The following is an 18481-nucleotide window of genomic DNA, read 5'->3' as shown; positions in this document are numbered from 1 at the left end:
GGTATCTTCACGTTATGTTAGCCTTTTCTGGCTCGCAGCTGCCGAGTGTCACAATGCTCTTGATTCCATCATGAGATCATGTATTTCTCATATAGTAGAATCACGAAGCGTGAGACATGAGTCATGGCGGATGATGATCTGGAACTGGCGATCGGTGCGCGCATCAAGGAGCTGCGCATCGCCCGCGGCCTGACGCTGGATGAGCTTGCCAATGCCTCGGCCGTCAGCCGTGCCATGATCTCGCGCATCGAGCGGGCGGAGGCGAGCCCGACGGCCTCGCTATTGTCGCGGCTCTGCGCAGCGCTTGGACTTTCGCTTTCGGCCTTTTTTGCCGAGGAGGACAAGGAGGTGTCGCCGCTTGCCCGCCGCGATCAGCAGGCGATCTGGCGCGACCCGGGAACCGGCTATGTCAGACGCGCCGTCTCGCCGCCGGGAACCGACTCGAATGTCGATGTCGTCGAAGTCATCTTCCCCGCCGGCGCGCGCGTCATCTTCCCGCCGAATTCGGCAAGTGCCGGCATGACCCAGCATGTCTGGCTGTTCGAGGGCGAAATGGAGGTGACGCACCGCGACATCGTGCACCGCCTCATGCCTGGCGATTGCCTCTTCATGGGCGTCGGAGATGGCCACGCCTTCCACAATCCCGGCGAGGTGCCGGCGCGCTACAGCGTCATCCTCGATCGCGGCCGTTCATAAACCCAAGGACCTTCTCATGCCCGATATTCGTCTTCTCTCCGCCGTTGAGGCTCGCACTGTCCTGCGGGATCTCTGCGATGTGCTTGCCGATTGCGTCAATGGCGGCGCTTCCGTCGGCTTCATGCAGCCTTATATGCCTGCCGACGCATTGCCTTATTGGCAGAGCGTCGCAGACAGCGTCGAAAGCGGCGGGACATTGCTTTTTGTCGCCGTGATCGAGGGCAGGGTCGTAGGCACGGTGCAGGTGGGCGCAGCCCAGATGCCGAACCAGCCCCATCGCGGCGATCTCAAGAAGTTGCTGGTGCACCGATCCGCGCGGGGTAAGGGCCTTGCCCGCCTCTTGATGGAGGCCGCTGAGCGCGAGGCAGCCCGTATCGGCAAGACCCTGCTTGTGCTCGATACGGCAACCGGCAGCGATGCCGAGGCGATCTATCCGCGCCTCGGCTGGCAGCGCGTCGGCGTCGTGCCGGATTATGCGATGTGGCCGGAGGGCGGCCTTTGCGACACGACCATTTTCTATAAGCGCATTGCAGCCTGAGAAGGCTATTCAGGCTGAGAAGGCGGCAATGGCGTCTTGCAATGTCGATCCCGCTGTCCATTGCATCGCCTTCCAGCCGAAGTGCCGCGCGGCCTCGATATTGGCCTCCACATCATCAATGAAGCCGATCTCGCTTGCGGATATCCCGACACGTTCGGTTGCCAGCCGGAAGAATTCGGCTGCTGGCTTCTGATAGCCGAGGGCGGCAGAATAGAAGATGCCGTCGAAGCGGGAGGAGAGCCCGAGTTCGCCCATCAGATAGGCGGCGCGCATATGCTCCTGATTGGTCGCAAGGAACATCCTCGTTCCCCCGGCCCGCAGGGCGGCGAGATCGTCGAGCAGGTCGTGGTCCAGGCGGGAGTCATTCTCGAACCAGTAGTCGATCAGCGTTCGGGCACTGAGATGAGGAGCGATTTTGCCGAGAACTTCTGCAAGCTTCGGCTCCAGCGCATCGCGGCCGGTGACGATATCGACCCAGCAGGTTTTGAAGAATGCCTGTTGAAGCACATCCAGCCGCAAGCCCAGATCGCGCTCCAGATAGGTGAACAGCGGCAATCCGTCACTTGGCCGGCCGTGCACCAACACGCCGTCGACATCGACCATCAGGAGTTTCATGCGGCCGCCTCCAATTCCTCAAACGCAGGCGGAAGGTGCAGTTGTTTGCAGCAGCATTCAAGATTGCATGTCACCCTTTTTTCTCGGACGCGATGCATGTAAGCCTTCGTGTCATCAGCAGAACTAAGTGGGCGATGGGGAGGCGAACATGCGGGTCATCTATTCGGAGGATCACAAGCTCAGAGACGCGAAGACCGAGCTGCATGATGGCCAGCTCGTCACACCCTTCGAGGCGCCCTTCCGCGCCGAATGGATCCTTGCCGCCGTGAAGGAAGCCGGCTTTGCCGATGTGGTTGCACCTCATGCCCACGGGCTGGAAACGGCGCGAAAGGTGCATGATCCGGCCTATCTCGATTTTCTCGGCGCGGTCTGGGAGCGCTGGGTCGCCGCCGGCTATACGGGTGAGGCGATCGCCAATTCCTTTCCCGTCAGGCGCACCAGCCAGCGCGTGCCTGACAATATCGTCGGCATGATCGGCCATTATGCCAACGCGGCCGATACCTCGATCACGAAAGGGTCCTATGAGGCGGCGCTCGCTTCCATGCGCTGCGCTCTGACAGGCGCCGACTGGCTCAACGCCGGCAACCGCTTCGTCTTCGCACTTTGCCGGCCGCCCGGCCATCATGCCGGCATCGATCTCTTCGGCGGTTATTGCTTCATCAACAATGCCGGCGTCGCGGCGCAGCGGCTGCGTGATCACGGCGCGGCCAAGGTGGCGGTGCTCGATGTCGATTTCCATCACGGCAACGGCACGCAGGACCTTTTCTACCGACGCGGCGATGTTTTCACAGCGTCCTTGCATGGTGATCCCATCCACGCCTTTCCCTATTTCCTTGGCCATGCTGATGAGGAAGGCGAGGGTGAGGGCTTGGGCGCCAACCGCAATTACCCCATGCCGCGCGGCACGCTTTGGGAGGTCTGGTCGGCGGCGCTCGACGATGCGCTTGCCCGCATCAAGGCCTTCGGTGCGGAGGCGATCGTGCTTTCACTCGGTGTCGATACGTTCGAGCGCGATCCGATCTCCTTCTTCAGGCTGACATCGCAGGACTTCATCCGCATGGGCGAGCGGGTTGCTGCCGCAGGCCTGCCCGTCCTCGTCTGCATGGAGGGTGGCTATGGCGTGCCCGAGATCGGGCTGAACGTCGCCAATGTGCTGAAGGGTCTCGAAGCCTGAGGCGTCTTGCATCAAAGTGCCTGATCGCAGGATGAAAAGTTTGAATTTGCCACTGCATGGCCACGCCTCTAAAACGCCGCCTAGTTGGGGGTGTTTATGGAACAGAAGCTTGTCGACAGTGGATCGGATGGCGGCGCGGGGCTGATGCCGCATCCGGATGTCGCGCCATCGACCGGCGGCATTGCTGCCGGCGTGCTGATGTGCGTGATGTCGATGTCGTCAATCCAGTTCGGCTCGGCCCTGTCGGCTCCGATCATCAACGCCTATGGGCCGGCGGGCGCAACGTGGCTGCGGCTCGTCTTCGCCTCCATCGCGTTGGCGATCATCGTTCGCCCGAAGATCACGAGCTACAGCCGCTCGCAATGGCTCGGCGTGCTGGCGCTCGGCACAGTCTCGGCGCTGATGACGACTTCTTTCTTTTCGGCAATCGCGCGCATTCCCCTAGGGCTTGCCGTCGCCATCGAATTTCTCGGGCCGCTGCTGGTTGCGACCCTCGGCTTCGGACTCAGCCGCCAACTTCTCTGGCCAATCCTTGCGGCAATCGGCGTTCTGCTCCTGGCCTATGATGGCGAAGAATGGGTCGGCAATCTCCCCGGCATTCTCTTTGCCATCGGCGCAGGCGCGGGCTGGGCCTGCTACATTCTTTTGACGAAGAAGGTCGGCAATGCCTTTCAGGGCCTCGAGGGGCTTTCCATGTCGCTGCTGGTTGCAGCGGTCGTTTCCACCCCCTTCGGCTTTGCCTCGGCTGTCCCGCATCTGACGGCCTTCGGCCTGCTCGAAATAGCCGGGCTTGCGCTGCTCGTTCCGCTGATGCCCTATGTGCTGGAAATGGTGGCGCTGCGGCGCATGCCCACCTCGTCCTTCGGCATCCTCATGAGCCTCGAGCCTGCCATCGGCGCCTTTGCCGGCTTCGTCATCCTGTCGCAGCCGATGACGCCGTCTCAGATGTTCGGCACCGCGCTTGTTGTTGCAGCCAGTATCGGGGCGACGATCTTCGCTGCGAAAGGCTAAGACTGGCGGGGGGTAAGCCGTCGTTGCTTTGAGTTTGGCCCGGCAACTCTCCGTCAATCCGCGGCTTGAAGCCTGGCGATCTGGGGTGCAACGATTGCGATGAACAGTTCTGGATCGCCGAAAGCTCTCGCCGAGAGCATTGCTCCATGAACCGAGGCCATCAGGATTTGCGCCTCTTCCTCGGGCCGTTTGTTCAGCCGGAAGAGGCCATTCTCGCTTCCCGCCTGCAGCACCGACGTAAGCCATACGGCGAGGCTATGAAAATGGCCTCGCACCTGGGATGCGACCTCTTCCGGCAGCATCTGCATCTCGCTGGCAAGCATCGCACAGACGCAGAAGGGCAGGGAGGCGTCCCGAATGCATGAGTGCCAGTAGCTCACATAGGCCTGCAGCTGTTCAGCGGGGCTCGAGATGCTTTCGCGCAAAGACTTCAGACCCGCTTCCGTCTGCTGCCTGTAACGGCCCACCAGCACCGAAACTAGTTCGGCCTTTGTCGGAAAGTGATGGTGGATGCTTGCCTTCCGGATGCCGATCGCAGCGGAGATGTCGGCATAGCTGAAGCCGTTGTAGCCTCCGGCCACGATAAGAGCCTGTGCGATGTCGAGAATTTTTTCTGAAGTGGAAGTTATTGATTTCATATCGCTGCCTACCTTTTGGTAGGCTGGTTGTCAAGATTGCCGCACCACTTCTGGCTCTCACGAAACGGTGTTCGAGCCTGTGTTGACTTACTGAGTGTATCTTCCTACTAGTAGGTAGGTAAATACAAGGAGCCTCCCGATGCAAAGTCGCATTTCATCGCAGCCCAACTGGCTGCAATCCTACTATTTTACACGTGCCCTGTTCTCGATCGTCTGGATTGCAGCCGCGATCTTCCTCAGCGCAAAACCGCCATCCGCCGCGTTTCTGCTGGTGATCTATCCTGTCTGGGATGCCCTCGCCAATCTGGTCGACGCCCGGGTTAACGGCGGCCTGAAGGTCAATCCGTCCCAGGCGTTGAATGTTGTCGTCAGCATCGTCACGGCGCTCGCCGTTGTCGTGGCCGCCTACAATAGCACCTATGCCGTCCTGGCCGTGTTTGGGGCTTGGGCGATCCTCTCGGGCTTGCTGCAACTCTACACCGGCGTGAGGCGCTGGCGTATCTACGGCGCTCAATGGGTAATGATCCTGAGCGGCGCGCAGTCGGCGCTTGCTGGCGGTTTCATGCTCAGCCGATCCCTCGGCACGGTCGAGCCGACCATTCTGGATATCGTCCCCTACGCGGCGTTCGGAGCCTTCTATTTCCTGCTTTCCGCAATCTGGCTTGCGGTCACGGCCTATCGCAAAGCACATGCATAGGCGCTGCGTGATCTTGTGGCGGCGAGTTTGAAGTGACTTGCCGCCGTATTTTCGCGCGGCCTGCCTTAAGCCGTCGTTCTCGCGGGATCGTCCAGCGCTGGATTATAGAAGAGTGAGAGCGTCAGGCTCTTGGCGATGCGCTCGGCCGTCGCCATGAACCAGTCTCTTGCCTCTTTGGAAGGCGCGATATCGGCAAGGGTTTCGGAGAAAAGCGCCAGCCATTCTGGAAAGAGGTCGGCGGCCATGCCCTCGACGCCGAGATGCGCCTGGACCGGTTTGCCGCCATAGGCGCCGTTCTTGAAGGCAACGGAGGACCAGAAGCGCTTCATCTTTTCCATGTGGTCGGGCCAGCGCCCGGCAAGGCGCCCGTCGAAGACCGGTCCGAGCCGGGGATGCGCCTGAACGCGCCCATAGAACGTGTCGACCAGCCTGTCGATGAAGGCGGGATCGATGCCCATCCGCGCCATCTCCGCCTCGGCCCTTTCGCGGATGCCGGCCAGATGGGCGGCGCTAGCCTGTATCTCGTTTTCCATAATATTCTCCGAGTGCCGGCGCGTGGAGAACCGCTGCTCCGACGTCTTTCAGGTCCCTATGTATGCAATTTCTCAGCGCGACCAAGACGTCATGGAGATGTTGCGGCAATCTGTCAAAGTCGCGTTACTATTTTCCGCGGCCCCGTTCGGCGGGCCACAAATTTTCCGGCACGATTTTCCCTCCGCAATGACGTCTCCGTGCTTGACCAGCGCAATTGCCGACTTTAGAATTAGAATAATTCTAAAGTTATGAGGTTGCCCCGATGCTGCTAGGCTTATTCCGCCCGTCGAAACGTCCCTTCACCTCTCTTTCCGAACAGGAGATTCTGGCGATTGCCATTGCGGCAGAGGAAGACGATTCACGCATTTATCTCGCCTATGCCGATACGCTCCGCCCGCATTATCCCGAGTCCGCCAAGGTTTTCGAGGACATGGCCGAGGTCGAGGATACGCATCGCAAGACATTGATCGACATGCACCGCCGCCGCTTCGGCGAGCGTATCCCGCTGATCAGGCGCGAGCATGTGCGCGGCTTTTACGAGCGCAAACCCGATTGGCTGCGCAAGAACCTCTCCCTCGATGCCATGCGCGACGAGGCCGAGGCGATGGAGCAGCAGGCCTATAATTTCTATGTCGAAGCAGCCAAGCAGGTATCCGATGCCTCGACGCGCCAGCTTCTCGGCGATCTCGCACTTGCCGAGCAGGGTCATGAAGATGTTGCCCGCCTGCTTGGCGAGAAGCATACGCCGGAAGAGGTCAAGCACGAGGAAGATGCACAGGCGCGCCGCCAGTTCGTGCTGACCTATGTGCAGCCGGGTCTCGCCGGGCTGATGGATGGCTCTGTCTCCACGCTCGCGCCGATCTTTGCCGCCGCCTTCGCCACGCAGCAGACCTGGCAGACCTTTCTCGTCGGCCTTTCGGCTTCGGTCGGCGCCGGTATCTCCATGGGTTTCACCGAGGCAGCCCATGACGACGGCAAGATCTCCGGTCGCGGTTCGCCGATCAAGCGCGGCCTTGCCTGCGGCATCATGACCGCGCTCGGCGGCCTTGGCCATGCGCTGCCCTACCTTATCCCGCATTTCTGGACCGCGACGATTACGGCCGCAATCGTCGTCTTCTTCGAGCTTTGGGCCATCGCCTTCATCCAGAACAAATATATGGAGACGCCGTTCCTGCGGGCTGCCTTCCAGGTCGTCCTCGGCGGCTCGCTGGTGCTGGGTGCCGGCATTCTGATCGGAAATGGGTGAGACGCGTTCGGCATAGCCGACGAAACGATCCGGTGAATCGTTTCGAGCGCCGAACGCCCCGAGCCCAAACGAAAGGCCGGCGGTGAGGGATGGGCAATGTTTTGTCGCATCCGGAAGGGCAAAGACACTCCGAGATCACGAAATGTTAAACTTCGGAACGCCTTCCGCCGCCACCGGTTAGCAACACGAGGCCGCTCTTGGCCTCGTCTGCAAACCAAAGGAGATGATCCAATGGCAAACCAAGGTGGAACCCACGAGCAGCATGTGAAGGCTGGCCAGCAAAGCCACAAGCGCATGGACAATGACAACACCAGGAATGCTTCGTCCACCGGCTCCCGTGAGCAGCACTCTGCCAGCTCACGCGGCGGCACCCACGAGCAGCACGTCAAGGCCGGCCAGCAGAGCCATAAGAACTCTTGACGCTCGTGCTGGTAGCAAATTCGTCCGCACACAGGAGTGAGGACGGGTCTTATTACAAGACGAAAAAGCGAAAGGCCGGTCCGATGGGCCGGCCTTCTTGTGTAACGAGAAATTAGCTCGCGCTTACTTGACGGCGCCAACCAGGACGTCGTTGCCGTTCTCGATGGTGACCCAGCGGCCGGCATTGAAGCTCGCCTGACGCTTCAGATAGGAATAGGGAGTTTTGGTCCAGACCTTGATCTCGTCCTCAAGGTTGTCGAGGATAAAATCGCCCTGCTTGGTGCGCAGCGTCAGCACCGCATGTCCTTCGCCATCAGGCTTGCGAACGACCGTCATCAACAGGTTGGAGGCGGAAATGCCGCTCTGGATGAGGAGCTTGCGCTTCAGCAGGGCAAAATCCTCGCAGTCGCCAGCGGTCTTCGGATATTCCCAATATTCCTCCTGGCCGTAGACTTCCATGTCGGTCGCCGGGCGGATCGTCTTGTTGACGCGCAGGTTGATCTGGTTGACAAGAGCCCAGGCGGCCGCGTTCATGTCGACGGGACCGACATTACGGGTCGGACCGCATTCGTCGGTATGTCTCTGACAGAAGTCGTAGTGTCCGATCGGCTGGGAGGTCACGTTGCCGACGGTCATCGAAACACCCTGCTGAGGTGCCGGCATCGCCGCCGACGACATCGCAACTATAGCAGCGAAGGCAATCAACAAGCCCTTAATACGCACGCCCACTATCCTTGTATCGTCCCTGCATTTGTTAACAAATTGTTAATGTAGGGGGGTGCGCGAAGTCAATCGTTACTTAAGTGTTAACACCGGAACCGGCTCCTATGGTTAATTTCGGCACAATCAAGGAGATAGTTGCCATAATTTCCTGCTGCCTGCGATTACGCAAGCGCGCCCCCGAGGCCGCCGGAAAAGGGGCCAGCGCGCTGAGAATTTTGCAGATATCTATTTGTTTTTATGGCGCTTTATGTAGCGCCAACGTCTCGGCCACAGCGAGCATGCGCTCGATGTCCTGCGGCCGCGACAGGCGATGATCGCCGTCGCGCACAAGCGTTAACACGACATCGTCCGCCGGCAGATGCTCGACCAGCTTTAACGAATGCGAGAAAGGCACGTCTGCATCCTGCATACCCTGCAATATATGTACCGGGCAGCGAGTCTCGATGATGCCGGTCAGCACGCGATTGGCGCGGCCGTCCTCGATGAGGGCGCGCGTGAAGATGTTCGGCTCGGGGCTGTATTCCGAAGGCTCCTCGAAATAGCCGCGTTCCGCCAGCGAGCGCCGCTCGACATCGGAAAGGTTCGGCTCGATGAGATCGATGGTGAAATCGGGAGCAGGCGCGATAAGCACGAGGCCGGCGATGGCGGCTGTCTTTTTGCGTTTGCGCAGTTCCTGGATGACCCTGAGCGCGATCCAGCCGCCCATCGACGAGCCGACGAGAATGATCTTCTTCGGTTTGGTATGATCGATGACGGCAAGTGCCTCTTCCAGCCAGCGCGAAATCGTGCCGTTGGTGAACTTGCCGCCGGACTGCCCGTGGCCGGAATAGTCGAAGCGAATACAGCCGACACCAAGCCGCTCCGCCAGCGCATCCAGCTCCACGGCCTTGGTGCCGCTCATGTCGGATCGATAGCCGGACAACCAGACGAAGCTGACATTCCTGGCACCCTTGCCGGCGGTGCGCTCGATGATGGCGATCTGGCGCTCGCTCTCGCCCGTGCCAACGGGAAGGAAGGTCTGTTGGATGGATGTGGCGGTCTCGGACATGGAAAACTCCCGGATTTTCTGCCCTATAGAACAGATTCGCGTCCGCGTGACCTGAAAAATCCTCGATCTTTTCGCTGTAGTTTCTATATAAAGGGAGAAGGATACTGTGTCCTTCGCGCATCTCGCGCTTCCAGGACACTCCATTGACACGCGGGAGGTGCTTTTTTCCTGCTGTCATGCTATTGACTTCAACACAGCTTTTACGACATTTCCGTCAGTTGCGCCGACGGGGAGCGAGAGGCTGCAGCTATCCGAAACAATTCGTGGAGAATACGACCATTCGCAGACCTTTTAAAGCCGACGCGCCCGTAAAGGACGGGCCGCGTTCCAACAGGGAAATTCGCATTCCCAAAGTTCAGCTCATTACGGCTGACGGCCAGAATATGGGCATCGTCCCGACCGACCAGGCATTGAGAATGGCAGAGGAGGCCGGTCTCGATCTGGTAGAGATTTCCCCCAATGCTGAACCGCCTGTGTGCAAGATCCTCGATCTGGGCAAGCTGAAATACGCCAACCAGAAGAAGGCCGCCGAGGCGCGCAAGAAGCAGAAGATCGTCGAAGTCAAAGAAATTAAGATGCGTCCCAACATCGACACCCATGACTATGAGGTGAAGATGAAGGCGATCGGTCGTTTCTTTGAAGAAGGCGACAAGGTGAAGGTGACCTTGAAGTTCCGCGGCCGCGAAATGGCCCATCAGGAACTTGGCATGAAGCTGCTTCAGCAGGTCAAGGAAGATACGATCGAGATTGCCAAGGTAGAGGCCGAGCCCAAGCTCGAAGGCCGCCAGATGATGATGGTGCTTGCGCCGAAGTGAGGCGCAAGTCGGAGTAGAGAGGCCGGAGCCGTCCCTTGGACGGCTTTTTCCTTTTCTGCGGCAGGGGTCGATGCCTGTCATCGATCTGCAAAGATTCCCGCATTCGCACCGTTGCACTTCGGGGCAAGTGCGGTTATAAGCGCGCGTCCGAACTGACCGGCAGGGCATGCCGTGGCAGTTCAGAATGCTGGTGGAGCGGTTCGTCACCGTATCCGCCGTTCAACAACAAACGCTCCGGCACCTTGTTGCAGCCCGGCCAGTCCGGATCTGTGGGAAGGGCTTTAAGCAAAGCGCGCCAGGAAGCATCGAAGGAGTAGCAAAATGCCCAAGATGAAGACGAAGTCCTCTGCCAAGAAGCGGTTCAAGATCACCGCATCCGGCAAGGTCAAGGCAGCCGCTGCTGGCAAGCGCCACGGCATGATCAAGCGTAGCAACAAGTTCATTCGCGATGCCCGCGGCACCATGGTTCTCGCAGAACCGGATGGCCGTAAGGTTGTCAAGAACTACTTGCCGAACGGTCTCTAAGACTATTCGTAACGCTATAGACTAAGGAGATCATGAAATGGCACGCGTAAAAAGAGGCGTTACCGCCCACGCCAAGCACAAGAAGGTTCTGAAGGCAGCCAAGGGCTTCTACGGCCGCCGCAAGAACACCATCCGTACCGCCAAGGCCGCCGTCGACCGTTCCAAGCAGTACGCTTACCGCGACCGCAAGGTCAACAAGCGCAACTTCCGCGCCCTCTGGATCCAGCGCATCAACGCTGCCGTCCGCGAATTCGGCCTGACCTACGGCCGCTTTATCGACGGTCTGAACAAGGCTGGCATCGAAGTCGACCGCAAGGTTCTCTCCGACATGGCAATCCATGAGCCGGAAGCTTTCGGCGCCCTCGTCGCTGCCTCCAAGAAGGCACTTGAGTACCTCAAGGACGCTGGCACGAAGAACGAGTTCGAAGCCGCCGTTGGCTAAGAGCGTCTACTAGACAGTTTTTGTCATATTTATGAAACCCGCGCTTGTGTAACTAGCGCGGGTTTTGTATTTTTTGCAATACAATCAATTTGCGATAGTCACCTTGAGGATTCCCGGTATCGGGAATGGGTGAAATTGTTGAATGGCAAGACTGCGGAACTGAACTTCATACCCAATCTGAACGGTAAGGACATAGAGGCCTTGCTGACGGTGCTGGTGAACGGTTCCAGCCGTGTCGAGCGAGTTGCCCTTTCTGCCTGTCAGGTCTGGATCAAGCGATACGGCACGAAGAAACCCTCTACCTGGCGTCATCTGCAGAGGGTCTTTTCACGCATTGTCCCGCTCGCCTTCCTGCGCCCCTGCGCCTATCTGTCTGCGCGGCAGATGGCCGAGCGGGAAATGCAGCGCATCGGCTTGTTCAGGCAGCGGGGTGTAGCCGTTCCGGAGGTTCTCTACGCTTCGAATGGCGCGCTTGTTCTTGCGGACGCCGGGATCACGGTTCAGCGCCGCCTTGCGCAGCTGAAGGAGAGCGATCCCGCTGCTCACGATGAACTCATGGTCGCTTGCGCTGCCGAGCTCGGCCGGCTGCATGCCAAGGGGCTTTGTCATGGCAGGCCCTATCCGCGCGACATGTTCTTCGCCGGCGATCGGCTTGGCTTCATGGATTTCGAGGAGGACCCGCAGACAGTCATGTCGCTTGCAGTGGCGCAGGCCCGTGATATTTGGCTGCTCTTCCTGCAGATCGCAACCGGCGCTCGCCTCGGGCTTGCGACGCAGAACAGAGCCTATGAAGCCTGGTCGGAGCAGGCACCAGCGGCTGCGCGCGCCGAGCTTCAGCGCATGATTCGCTTTCTAGGCGGTTTTTTGTTCTTTGCCCGGTTGATTGGCCGCGTGCACATGGGTAGTGATCTCCAGCGCTTCATCGTTGCGACAAGCTTTCTGATGCATGCGTTCACCACTTATTCCGTGGACTGAGAGCCCGATGGCCCCTGGTCCGCAAGGCAGGACCAGATGACGGAACTCGTAACACTTGAAACCCAACTCATGGCCGAGGTGGCCGCGGCGAACGACGAGCAGGCGATCGAGGCGGTCAGGGTTGCTGCGCTCGGCAAGAAGGGCTCGGTTTCTGAACTGCTGAAGACGCTGGGCTCGATGTCGCCGGAAGAACGGCAGACACGCGGCGCGGCCATCAATGCTCTCAAGAATTCCGTCACCGATGCCATTAACGCCCGCAAGGGCGAGTTGCGCGATGCGGCGATCGAGGCGAAGCTGAAGGCGGAGACCGTCGATGTCAGCCTGCCGGTTCGCTCCTCGCCGGCCGAACGCGGCCGCATTCACCCGATCAGCCAGATCGTCGACGAAATCACCGCCATCTTCGGCGACATGGGCTTCTCGATCGCCGAAGGTCCCGATGTCGAGACCGATTATTATAACTTCACGGCGCTGAACTTCCCGGAAGGACATCCGGCCCGCGAAATGCACGACACCTTCTTCTTCCAGCCGGATGAAAAGGGTGAGCGCAAGGTGCTGCGCACGCACACCTCGCCGGTGCAGGTGCGCACCATGGAAGCGCAGAAGCCGCCAATCCGCATCATCATCCCGGGAAAAACCTACCGCCAGGATTCGGACGCCACGCATTCACCGATGTTCCATCAGGTCGAAGGCCTCGTCATCGACAAGACGGCGAACGTCGCCAACATCCGCTGGGTGCTCGAAGAGTTCTGCAAGACCTTCTTCGAGGTCGACAATGTGACGATGCGCTTCCGCCCGTCCTTCTTCCCCTTCACGGAGCCGTCCTTCGAAGTGGATATCCAGTGCGACCGCTCCGGCCCGATCGTCAAGTTCGGCGAAGGCACCGATTGGATGGAAATCCTCGGCTGCGGCATGGTGCATCCGAACGTACTGCGCTATGGCGGTCTCGATCCGGACGAATATCAGGGCTTTGCCTGGGGCATGGGCCTCGATCGTATTGCCATGCTGAAATACGGCATGCCCGACCTGCGCGACTTCTTCAACGCCGATGTCCGCTGGATGAACCACTATGGCTTCCGCCCGCTCGACATGCCGACGCTGTTCGGCGGCCTGAGCGCGTAAGGAAGGGATAAAGCACATGAAATTCACACTCTCCTGGCTGAAAGAGCATCTGGAAACCGACGCCACGCTCGACGAGATCTGCGCCCGCCTGACGATGATCGGGCTGGAAGTGGAAGAGGTCGACGACAAGGCGGCGTTCAAGCCCTTCGTCATCGCCAAGGTTCTCTCGGCAGAAAAGCATCCCCAGGCCGATCGCCTGAAGGTGCTGATGGTCGATACCGGCAGCGGTGCGCCCGTTCAGGTCGTCTGCGGCGCACCGAATGCGCGCGCCGGCCTCGTCGGTGCCTTCGCTGCCCCCGGCACCTATGTTCCTGGTATCGATGTGACGCTCGCCATTGGCAACATCCGCGGTGTCGAAAGCCGCGGCATGATGTGCTCGGAAAAGGAGCTGGAAATTTCGGACAGCCATGACGGCATTATCGACCTTCCGGAAGATGCGCCTGTTGGCACGAGCTTTGCCGCCTATGCCGGTCTTGACGATCCGGTCATCGAGATCAACCTGACGCCGAACCGTCCGGATTGTACCGGTGTCTATGGCATCGCCCGCGATCTTGCCGCCTCCGGCCTTGGCACCCTGAAGCCTCGCCTCACGCCAACCTTTCCTGTCCAGGGCGAAACGCCGACCGAGCTGAAGATCGAGCTGGATGATGCGCGCCTGTGCCCCGGCTTTTCGCTGCGCCTCGTGCGCGGCGTCAAGAACGGTCCGAGCCCGAAGTGGATGCAGCAGCGCCTGCTCGCCATCGGTCTCCGTCCGATCAGCGCGCTGGTCGATATCACCAACTACATGACCTTCGATCAGGGCCGGCCGATGCATGTCTTCGACGCCGCCAAGGTCAAGGGCAATCTGGTCGTGCGCCGCGCCAGGGACGGCGAAACCGTGCTGGCGCTCGATGAGCGCGAATACAAGCTCAACCCCAGTAACGTCGTCATCGCCGATGACAACGGCGTCGAATCGATCGGCGGCATCATGGGCGGCGAGCATTCCGGCTGTGACGAGAACACCACGGACGTGCTGATCGAATCGGCGCTCTGGGACCCGATGAACATCGCCAAGAGCGGCCGCAGCCTCGGCATCATCACCGATGCGCGCTATCGTTTCGAGCGCGGTGTCGATCCGGAATATATGGTGCCCGGCCTTGAGCGCACGACGGAACTGGTGCTTGCCTGCTGTGGTGGCACGGCCGCCAAGGCCCGCGTCGAGGGTTACAAGGGCTATGAGGCAAAGGTCGTCGATTTCCCGCTGTCGGAAGTCAAGCGCCTGACCGGCCTCGAAGTCTCGGCCGATGAGAGCAAGTCCATCCTGACCAAGCTCGGCTTCTCGGTCTCCGGTTCCGGCGAGCGCATCTCGGTCGCCGTTCCCTCCTGGCGTCCGGATGTCGATGGTAAGGCTGACCTCGTCGAAGAGATCATGCGCATCCATGGCGTCGACAATATCAAGCCGCAGCCGTTGGCGAGCCACACCGCCGTGAACGGCAAGATCCTGACGACGCTGCAGATCCGCACGCGCACCGCCAAGCGGGCGCTCGCTGCGCGCGGCATGCTGGAAGCGGTCACCTGGTCTTTCATCTCGGAAGATCAGGCCAAGCTCTTCGGCGGCGGCTCCAACGCGCTGAAGCTTGCGAACCCGATCGCCGCTGATATGTCCGACATGCGTCCCTCGCTGCTACCGGGTTTGCTTTCGGCCGCGCAGCGCAATGCCGACAAAGGCTATGGCGACGTCGCGATCTTCGAAGTCTCTGGCACCTATGAGAACGATAGGCCCGAGGGCCAGCGTCGTGTTGCCGGCGGCATCCGCCGCGGCACGGCAACGCTTGTCGGCGCCGGCCGTATGTGGTCGAACGCCACCAAGGGCGGCGGCAAGCCGGTCGATGTCTTCGACGCCAAGGCCGACGCTTTGGCCGTCATCGAGGCCTGCGGCCTGCCGATGGGCAATATCCAGATCGAGCAGGGCGGGCCGGCCTGGTATCACCCCGGCCGCTCCGGCACCATCAAGATGGGGCCGAAGGTCGTGCTCGGCTATTTCGGCGAATTCCATCCGAAGACGCTGGAAGCGCTCGACGTGTCGGGTGCTCTCGCCGGCTTCGAAGTCTATATCGATGCCATGCCCGAACCAAAGAAGAAGGCGACCCGCACGAAGCCGGCGCTGGAGCTTTCCCCCTTCCAGGCCGTCAAGCGTGACTTCGCCTTCGTGGTCGACAAGTCGGTGGAAGCCGGCGCGATCATCCGCGCTGCGGCCGGCGCCGACCGCAAACTGGTCACCGGTGTAAACGTCTTTGACATTTTCGAGGGCGCATCGCTTGGCGAGGGCAAGAAGTCCATCGCCATCGAGGTGCAGATCCAGCCGGCAGAGCGTACGCTGACCGATGAGGATTTCGAGGCGCTGACCCAGAAGATCGTGGCAAACGTCACGAAGTCGACGGGTGGGGTGCTGAGAGGGTAGAGCGGCTTATCACTATCAGTAGCTCTTGCGTTTGCTGATAGTGCAACACCCCCCTCTGTCCCTGTCGGGACATCTCCCCCACAAGGGGGGAGATTGGTAACTCGTGGCGCTCGAGTCCCTCAAGGAAATATCGAGTCCGTAGAAACTGCAGCTTATTGTTTTACGGATAAAGAGAGGCATACTCCCAACAATCTCCCCCCTTGTGGGAGAGATGTCGCGACAGCGACAGAGGGGGGTATCAGACGCTCGGCATAAAAGGCGTGCCTCGGGCCGCATCATCTACCGATGCAGATGATAAACCTTGTTCACCACACTCCACCGCCCATCGATCTTCACCAATGACAGATAGTCCGAAAACCGCATCCCGGCGAATTCGTCGACGACCTTGACGGTTGCCGCATCGCCTTCGATGTCGATCAACTCGATCTCCATCAGCGGTATGGTGCCGGGCGGCGCGCTGCCTTCCTCGACGATCGCCGCGATAAATTCATCCCGCGTCATCCATTCCACCGCGCCCTGGTAATTGCCGATGATCGCTGCTCGCGGATGGAAGGCCTTGCGCAGTGCCGGCTCATTCGCGAATGCCATGCCATCGACATAGAGATGAACGACCGCACGGATTGCCTGCTCTTCCGACATCTCGTCATTCCTCGTTTGAGTTATGCCTAAGATATCATAGACGCCGGCAGCTGACAAAAATGCGAGGTCGTGAGCGCAATGATTTGACTTATATTATTCGACAAAAACCCGCACGCTTGCTGCGCGCCCTGCCGCATCGATGACCGTCAGCGTCGAATAGCCGGCGCCATCGGGCGTCCATTGGTTGGTGCGGCGGCGCGACATGTCGGGTAGCGGCTTGCCGTTGGCGAGCCAGCGGAACGGCGCCCTGCCACCCTGCAGCTTCAGCGCCAGCGGCATGATCTGGTCGTTGCCGCTGCTGGCGCCGAGATCGACGCGCGCGCCTTCCGGCGGATAGACGATCTGTGGGGCGGGTTCGCGGCTGGAGGCCGCCAGCAGCCCGGCGGCAGTCACGGAAAAGCGCCGCTGACTGATCGGCAGTTCGGTCGGCGCGATGCGCACGGCGCCCATGGGAGCGGCAGGGAAGAGGGTTATGGCAACGCCGGATTTGGCAAAGGCTTCGAACAGGATGGGAGCGGCGGAAACATAGCCCGCCAGCCCCGGCACGGCGCCATTGTCCGGACGGCCGACCCAGACGCCGAGTACATGCGCGCCGTCATAGCCGATCGACCAGGCATCGCGGTTGCCGTAGCTGGTGCCGGTCTTGTAGGCGATGCCGAGCTGCTTGCTGCCGCGCGGCGCGATGATGTCGGAGAGAATATCGGTGATGTTCCAGACCGCGATCGGCTCCATCAGCGGCTCACCCTCGATCGGTCCCGGCTCGTCCTGAACGCCGTCGCCGATCCGCATCGCCTTGCCGCGATTGGCAAGCCCGGCATAGAGCTGCACGAGGTCCTTCAGTGTCACACCGACGCCGCCAAGGCCGATGGCAAGCCCGGGCGCTTCGTTCGGTGGCAGCTTCGGCTTCACCTCGGCGCGGCGAAAGCGCACCAGCAGCCGCGTGGGACCTACGGCATCGAGCAGCCGCACGGCCGGCACATTGAGCGACAGCTGCAGCGCCTGGCGCACGCTGACGTCCCCCTGATAGCTCATGTCGAAATTGCGGGGACGATAGCCGTAAAAATCGGCGGGGCGATCCTCGATGATCGTTTCCTGCGCCACATAACCCTGCTCGAAGGCAAGGCCATAGATGAAAGGTTTCAGGGTAGAGCCGGGCGAGCGCAGGACGCGGGTCATATCGACCCAGCCGGCGCGCGAGGAATCGAAATAATTGGCCGAGCCGACCTCGCCGATGATCTCGCCGGTCTTGGCATCGGCCATGATCATCGCGACCGACACCTTCGGCCCGAGCCGCTTTGCCGCCGCATCCGCAACGGCTTCGAGGCCCTGCTGCACGTCGCGCCGCAGCGTCGTCTTGTGCTTGATAATGCCGGGCTGCTTGCGAAGCGCCAATTCGGCGACATGCGCGGCATAGGCCGGCAGCTGCCGGCGCTGAGCCGGAATGGGTGAAAGCGAAGCGCGCTCCGCTTCGCCTTCGCCGATGACAGCTGCCACCGCCGCGCGCTCGAGCACGCGATGGCGGGCAGCTTGGGCTGCCGCGAGATTGCGGTCCGGCCGGCGCTTTTCCGGCAGTTGCGGCAGCGCCACAAGCAAGCCTGCCTGTGCGACCGTCAGGTGTCGCGGCTCCTTGCCGAAATAGGCAAGGCTCGCTGCCCGAACCCCCTCGAGATTGCCGCCATAGGGCGCATGCGTCAGATAGAGGTCGAGGATCTGCTCTTTGGTCAGCCGGCGCTCGATCTGGATGGCGCGAACGATCTGCAGAAGCTTCGCCGTCATCGAGCGTTCGCTGCGCGGTTCGATCAGGCGCGCCACCTGCATCGAAAGCGTCGATCCACCCGAAACGATGCGGCCATGCGTGACGAGCTGCAGGAAGGCGCGGCCGATCGCCATCGGGTCGACGCCATGGTGGTCGTAGAAACGCCGGTCCTCATAGGCGACCAGCATGCGCAGAAATTGCGGATCGACATCGGTAACGCCGGTCTTCAGCCGCCAGCGCCCCTCGGGCGTGGCAAAGGCGCGCAGGAGATCGCCATTGGCGTCGAGCACCTCGGCCGAGACCACGCGGGCATTGTCCAGCGGCGGCGGATAGGCTCCGTCCGCGGCTCTCAGACCAAAGACCAGAGCCACCACTGTTGCGGCAGTGGCTCCAAAGCCGATCGCAATCTTCCAACGCGCCTTCATGTCTG

At 60.6% G+C, this 18481-nt stretch carries 20 protein-coding genes; 13 read left to right on the top strand and 7 right to left on the bottom strand.

Annotated features, from left to right (window positions below):
* The first annotated feature begins 123 nt into the window (after positions 1-123).
* Together AC13QY_RS17880 and AC13QY_RS17875 are read left to right on the top strand one after the other, a co-directional pair.
* Positions 124-696: a helix-turn-helix domain-containing protein gene (locus AC13QY_RS17880; RefSeq protein ID WP_113351420.1), complete on the top strand. Its 573-nt coding sequence runs from the start codon at positions 124-126 to the stop codon at positions 694-696.
* A 16-nt stretch (positions 697-712) separates the two neighbouring features.
* Positions 713-1234, top strand: coding sequence for a GNAT family N-acetyltransferase (locus AC13QY_RS17875; protein WP_113351419.1), 522 nt, complete (start codon positions 713-715; stop codon positions 1232-1234).
* Between the two features lie 9 nt (positions 1235-1243).
* Here AC13QY_RS17875 and AC13QY_RS17870 read toward each other — a convergent pair whose 3' ends face one another.
* A complete protein-coding gene (locus tag AC13QY_RS17870) occupies positions 1244-1849 on the bottom strand; it encodes an HAD-IA family hydrolase (protein WP_113351418.1) in 606 nt (201 codons plus the stop codon).
* 148 nt (positions 1850-1997) lie between these two features.
* Between AC13QY_RS17870 and AC13QY_RS17865 the strand changes: the two genes are divergently transcribed.
* Both AC13QY_RS17865 and AC13QY_RS17860 read left to right on the top strand, forming a co-directional pair.
* Positions 1998-3023, top strand: coding sequence for a histone deacetylase family protein (locus AC13QY_RS17865; RefSeq protein WP_113351417.1), 1026 nt, complete (start codon positions 1998-2000; stop codon positions 3021-3023).
* A gap of 96 nt (positions 3024-3119) precedes the next feature.
* The gene (locus tag AC13QY_RS17860; RefSeq protein ID WP_173002502.1) at positions 3120-4034 is read left to right on the top strand and encodes an EamA family transporter; all 915 of its coding nucleotides are present in this window, start codon (positions 3120-3122) and stop codon (positions 4032-4034) included.
* 53 nt (positions 4035-4087) lie between these two features.
* Here AC13QY_RS17860 and AC13QY_RS17855 read toward each other — a convergent pair whose 3' ends face one another.
* On the bottom strand, positions 4088-4672 hold the full coding sequence (locus AC13QY_RS17855; protein ID WP_113351416.1) for a TetR/AcrR family transcriptional regulator: 585 nt from the start codon (positions 4670-4672) through the stop codon (positions 4088-4090).
* A 139-nt stretch (positions 4673-4811) separates the two neighbouring features.
* On the opposite strand from AC13QY_RS17855, the gene AC13QY_RS17850 reads away from it, so the two are divergent.
* Positions 4812-5369, top strand: a complete 558-nt coding sequence (locus AC13QY_RS17850) for a DUF308 domain-containing protein (RefSeq protein WP_113329864.1) — start codon at positions 4812-4814, stop codon at positions 5367-5369.
* A gap of 65 nt (positions 5370-5434) precedes the next feature.
* On the opposite strand, the gene AC13QY_RS17845 is transcribed toward AC13QY_RS17850, so the two are convergent.
* Complete coding sequence (locus tag AC13QY_RS17845; RefSeq protein ID WP_269245532.1) at positions 5435-5902, bottom strand: group III truncated hemoglobin; 468 nt, start codon at positions 5900-5902, stop codon at positions 5435-5437.
* Between the two features lie 263 nt (positions 5903-6165).
* Here AC13QY_RS17845 and mbfA point away from each other — a divergent pair, with 263 nt between their 5' ends.
* Together mbfA and AC13QY_RS17835 are read left to right on the top strand one after the other, a co-directional pair.
* Positions 6166-7149 (top strand): iron exporter MbfA, encoded by a 984-nt coding sequence (gene mbfA / locus AC13QY_RS17840; RefSeq protein ID WP_113329866.1) that lies wholly within the window; start codon positions 6166-6168, stop codon positions 7147-7149.
* 231 nt (positions 7150-7380) lie between these two features.
* Positions 7381-7569, top strand: a complete 189-nt coding sequence (locus AC13QY_RS17835) for a hypothetical protein (protein ID WP_069611022.1) — start codon at positions 7381-7383, stop codon at positions 7567-7569.
* A gap of 123 nt (positions 7570-7692) precedes the next feature.
* Here AC13QY_RS17835 and AC13QY_RS17830 read toward each other — a convergent pair whose 3' ends face one another.
* Together AC13QY_RS17830 and AC13QY_RS17825 are read right to left on the bottom strand one after the other, a co-directional pair.
* Positions 7693-8292 (bottom strand): transglutaminase-like cysteine peptidase, encoded by a 600-nt coding sequence (locus AC13QY_RS17830; protein WP_113329868.1) that lies wholly within the window; start codon positions 8290-8292, stop codon positions 7693-7695.
* Positions 8293-8527: 235 nt separating this feature from the next.
* The gene (locus AC13QY_RS17825) at positions 8528-9340 is read right to left on the bottom strand and encodes an alpha/beta hydrolase (protein WP_113351414.1); all 813 of its coding nucleotides are present in this window, start codon (positions 9338-9340) and stop codon (positions 8528-8530) included.
* 278 nt (positions 9341-9618) lie between these two features.
* Here AC13QY_RS17825 and infC point away from each other — a divergent pair, with 278 nt between their 5' ends.
* The 6 genes from infC to pheT all read left to right on the top strand — a co-directional run bounded on the left by infC (position 9619) and on the right by pheT (position 15656).
* Positions 9619-10155, top strand: coding sequence for a translation initiation factor IF-3 (infC, locus tag AC13QY_RS17820; protein ID WP_173002511.1), 537 nt, complete (start codon positions 9619-9621; stop codon positions 10153-10155).
* A gap of 321 nt (positions 10156-10476) precedes the next feature.
* Complete coding sequence (gene rpmI, locus AC13QY_RS17815; protein WP_069611026.1) at positions 10477-10680, top strand: 50S ribosomal protein L35; 204 nt, start codon at positions 10477-10479, stop codon at positions 10678-10680.
* Between the two features lie 37 nt (positions 10681-10717).
* The gene (gene rplT, locus AC13QY_RS17810) at positions 10718-11122 is read left to right on the top strand and encodes a 50S ribosomal protein L20 (RefSeq protein ID WP_069611027.1); all 405 of its coding nucleotides are present in this window, start codon (positions 10718-10720) and stop codon (positions 11120-11122) included.
* Between the two features lie 138 nt (positions 11123-11260).
* Positions 11261-12097: a serine/threonine protein phosphatase gene (locus AC13QY_RS17805; RefSeq protein ID WP_488493754.1), complete on the top strand. Its 837-nt coding sequence runs from the start codon at positions 11261-11263 to the stop codon at positions 12095-12097.
* Positions 12098-12133: 36 nt separating this feature from the next.
* Positions 12134-13216 carry a phenylalanine--tRNA ligase subunit alpha gene (gene pheS / locus AC13QY_RS17800; protein ID WP_112722780.1) on the top strand — a complete coding sequence of 361 codons (1083 nt, stop codon included), beginning with the start codon at positions 12134-12136 and terminating at the stop codon, positions 13214-13216.
* A 16-nt stretch (positions 13217-13232) separates the two neighbouring features.
* Complete coding sequence (pheT, locus tag AC13QY_RS17795) at positions 13233-15656, top strand: phenylalanine--tRNA ligase subunit beta (protein WP_269245533.1); 2424 nt, start codon at positions 13233-13235, stop codon at positions 15654-15656.
* 279 nt (positions 15657-15935) lie between these two features.
* Here the strand turns inward: pheT and AC13QY_RS17790 are convergent, their stop codons facing one another.
* On the bottom strand, positions 15936-16295 hold the full coding sequence (locus AC13QY_RS17790) for a nuclear transport factor 2 family protein (RefSeq protein WP_113329872.1): 360 nt from the start codon (positions 16293-16295) through the stop codon (positions 15936-15938).
* 93 nt (positions 16296-16388) lie between these two features.
* Positions 16389-18476: a penicillin-binding protein 1C gene (pbpC, locus tag AC13QY_RS17785; protein WP_488493753.1), complete on the bottom strand. Its 2088-nt coding sequence runs from the start codon at positions 18474-18476 to the stop codon at positions 16389-16391.
* Positions 18477-18481 lie beyond the last annotated feature (5 nt).

It is taken from the genome of Martinezella sp. CNPSo 3795, assembly GCF_057784475.1.
Note: the sequence above shows the minus strand (reverse complement) of the source record. Positions and strands in the feature narration are given on the sequence as shown.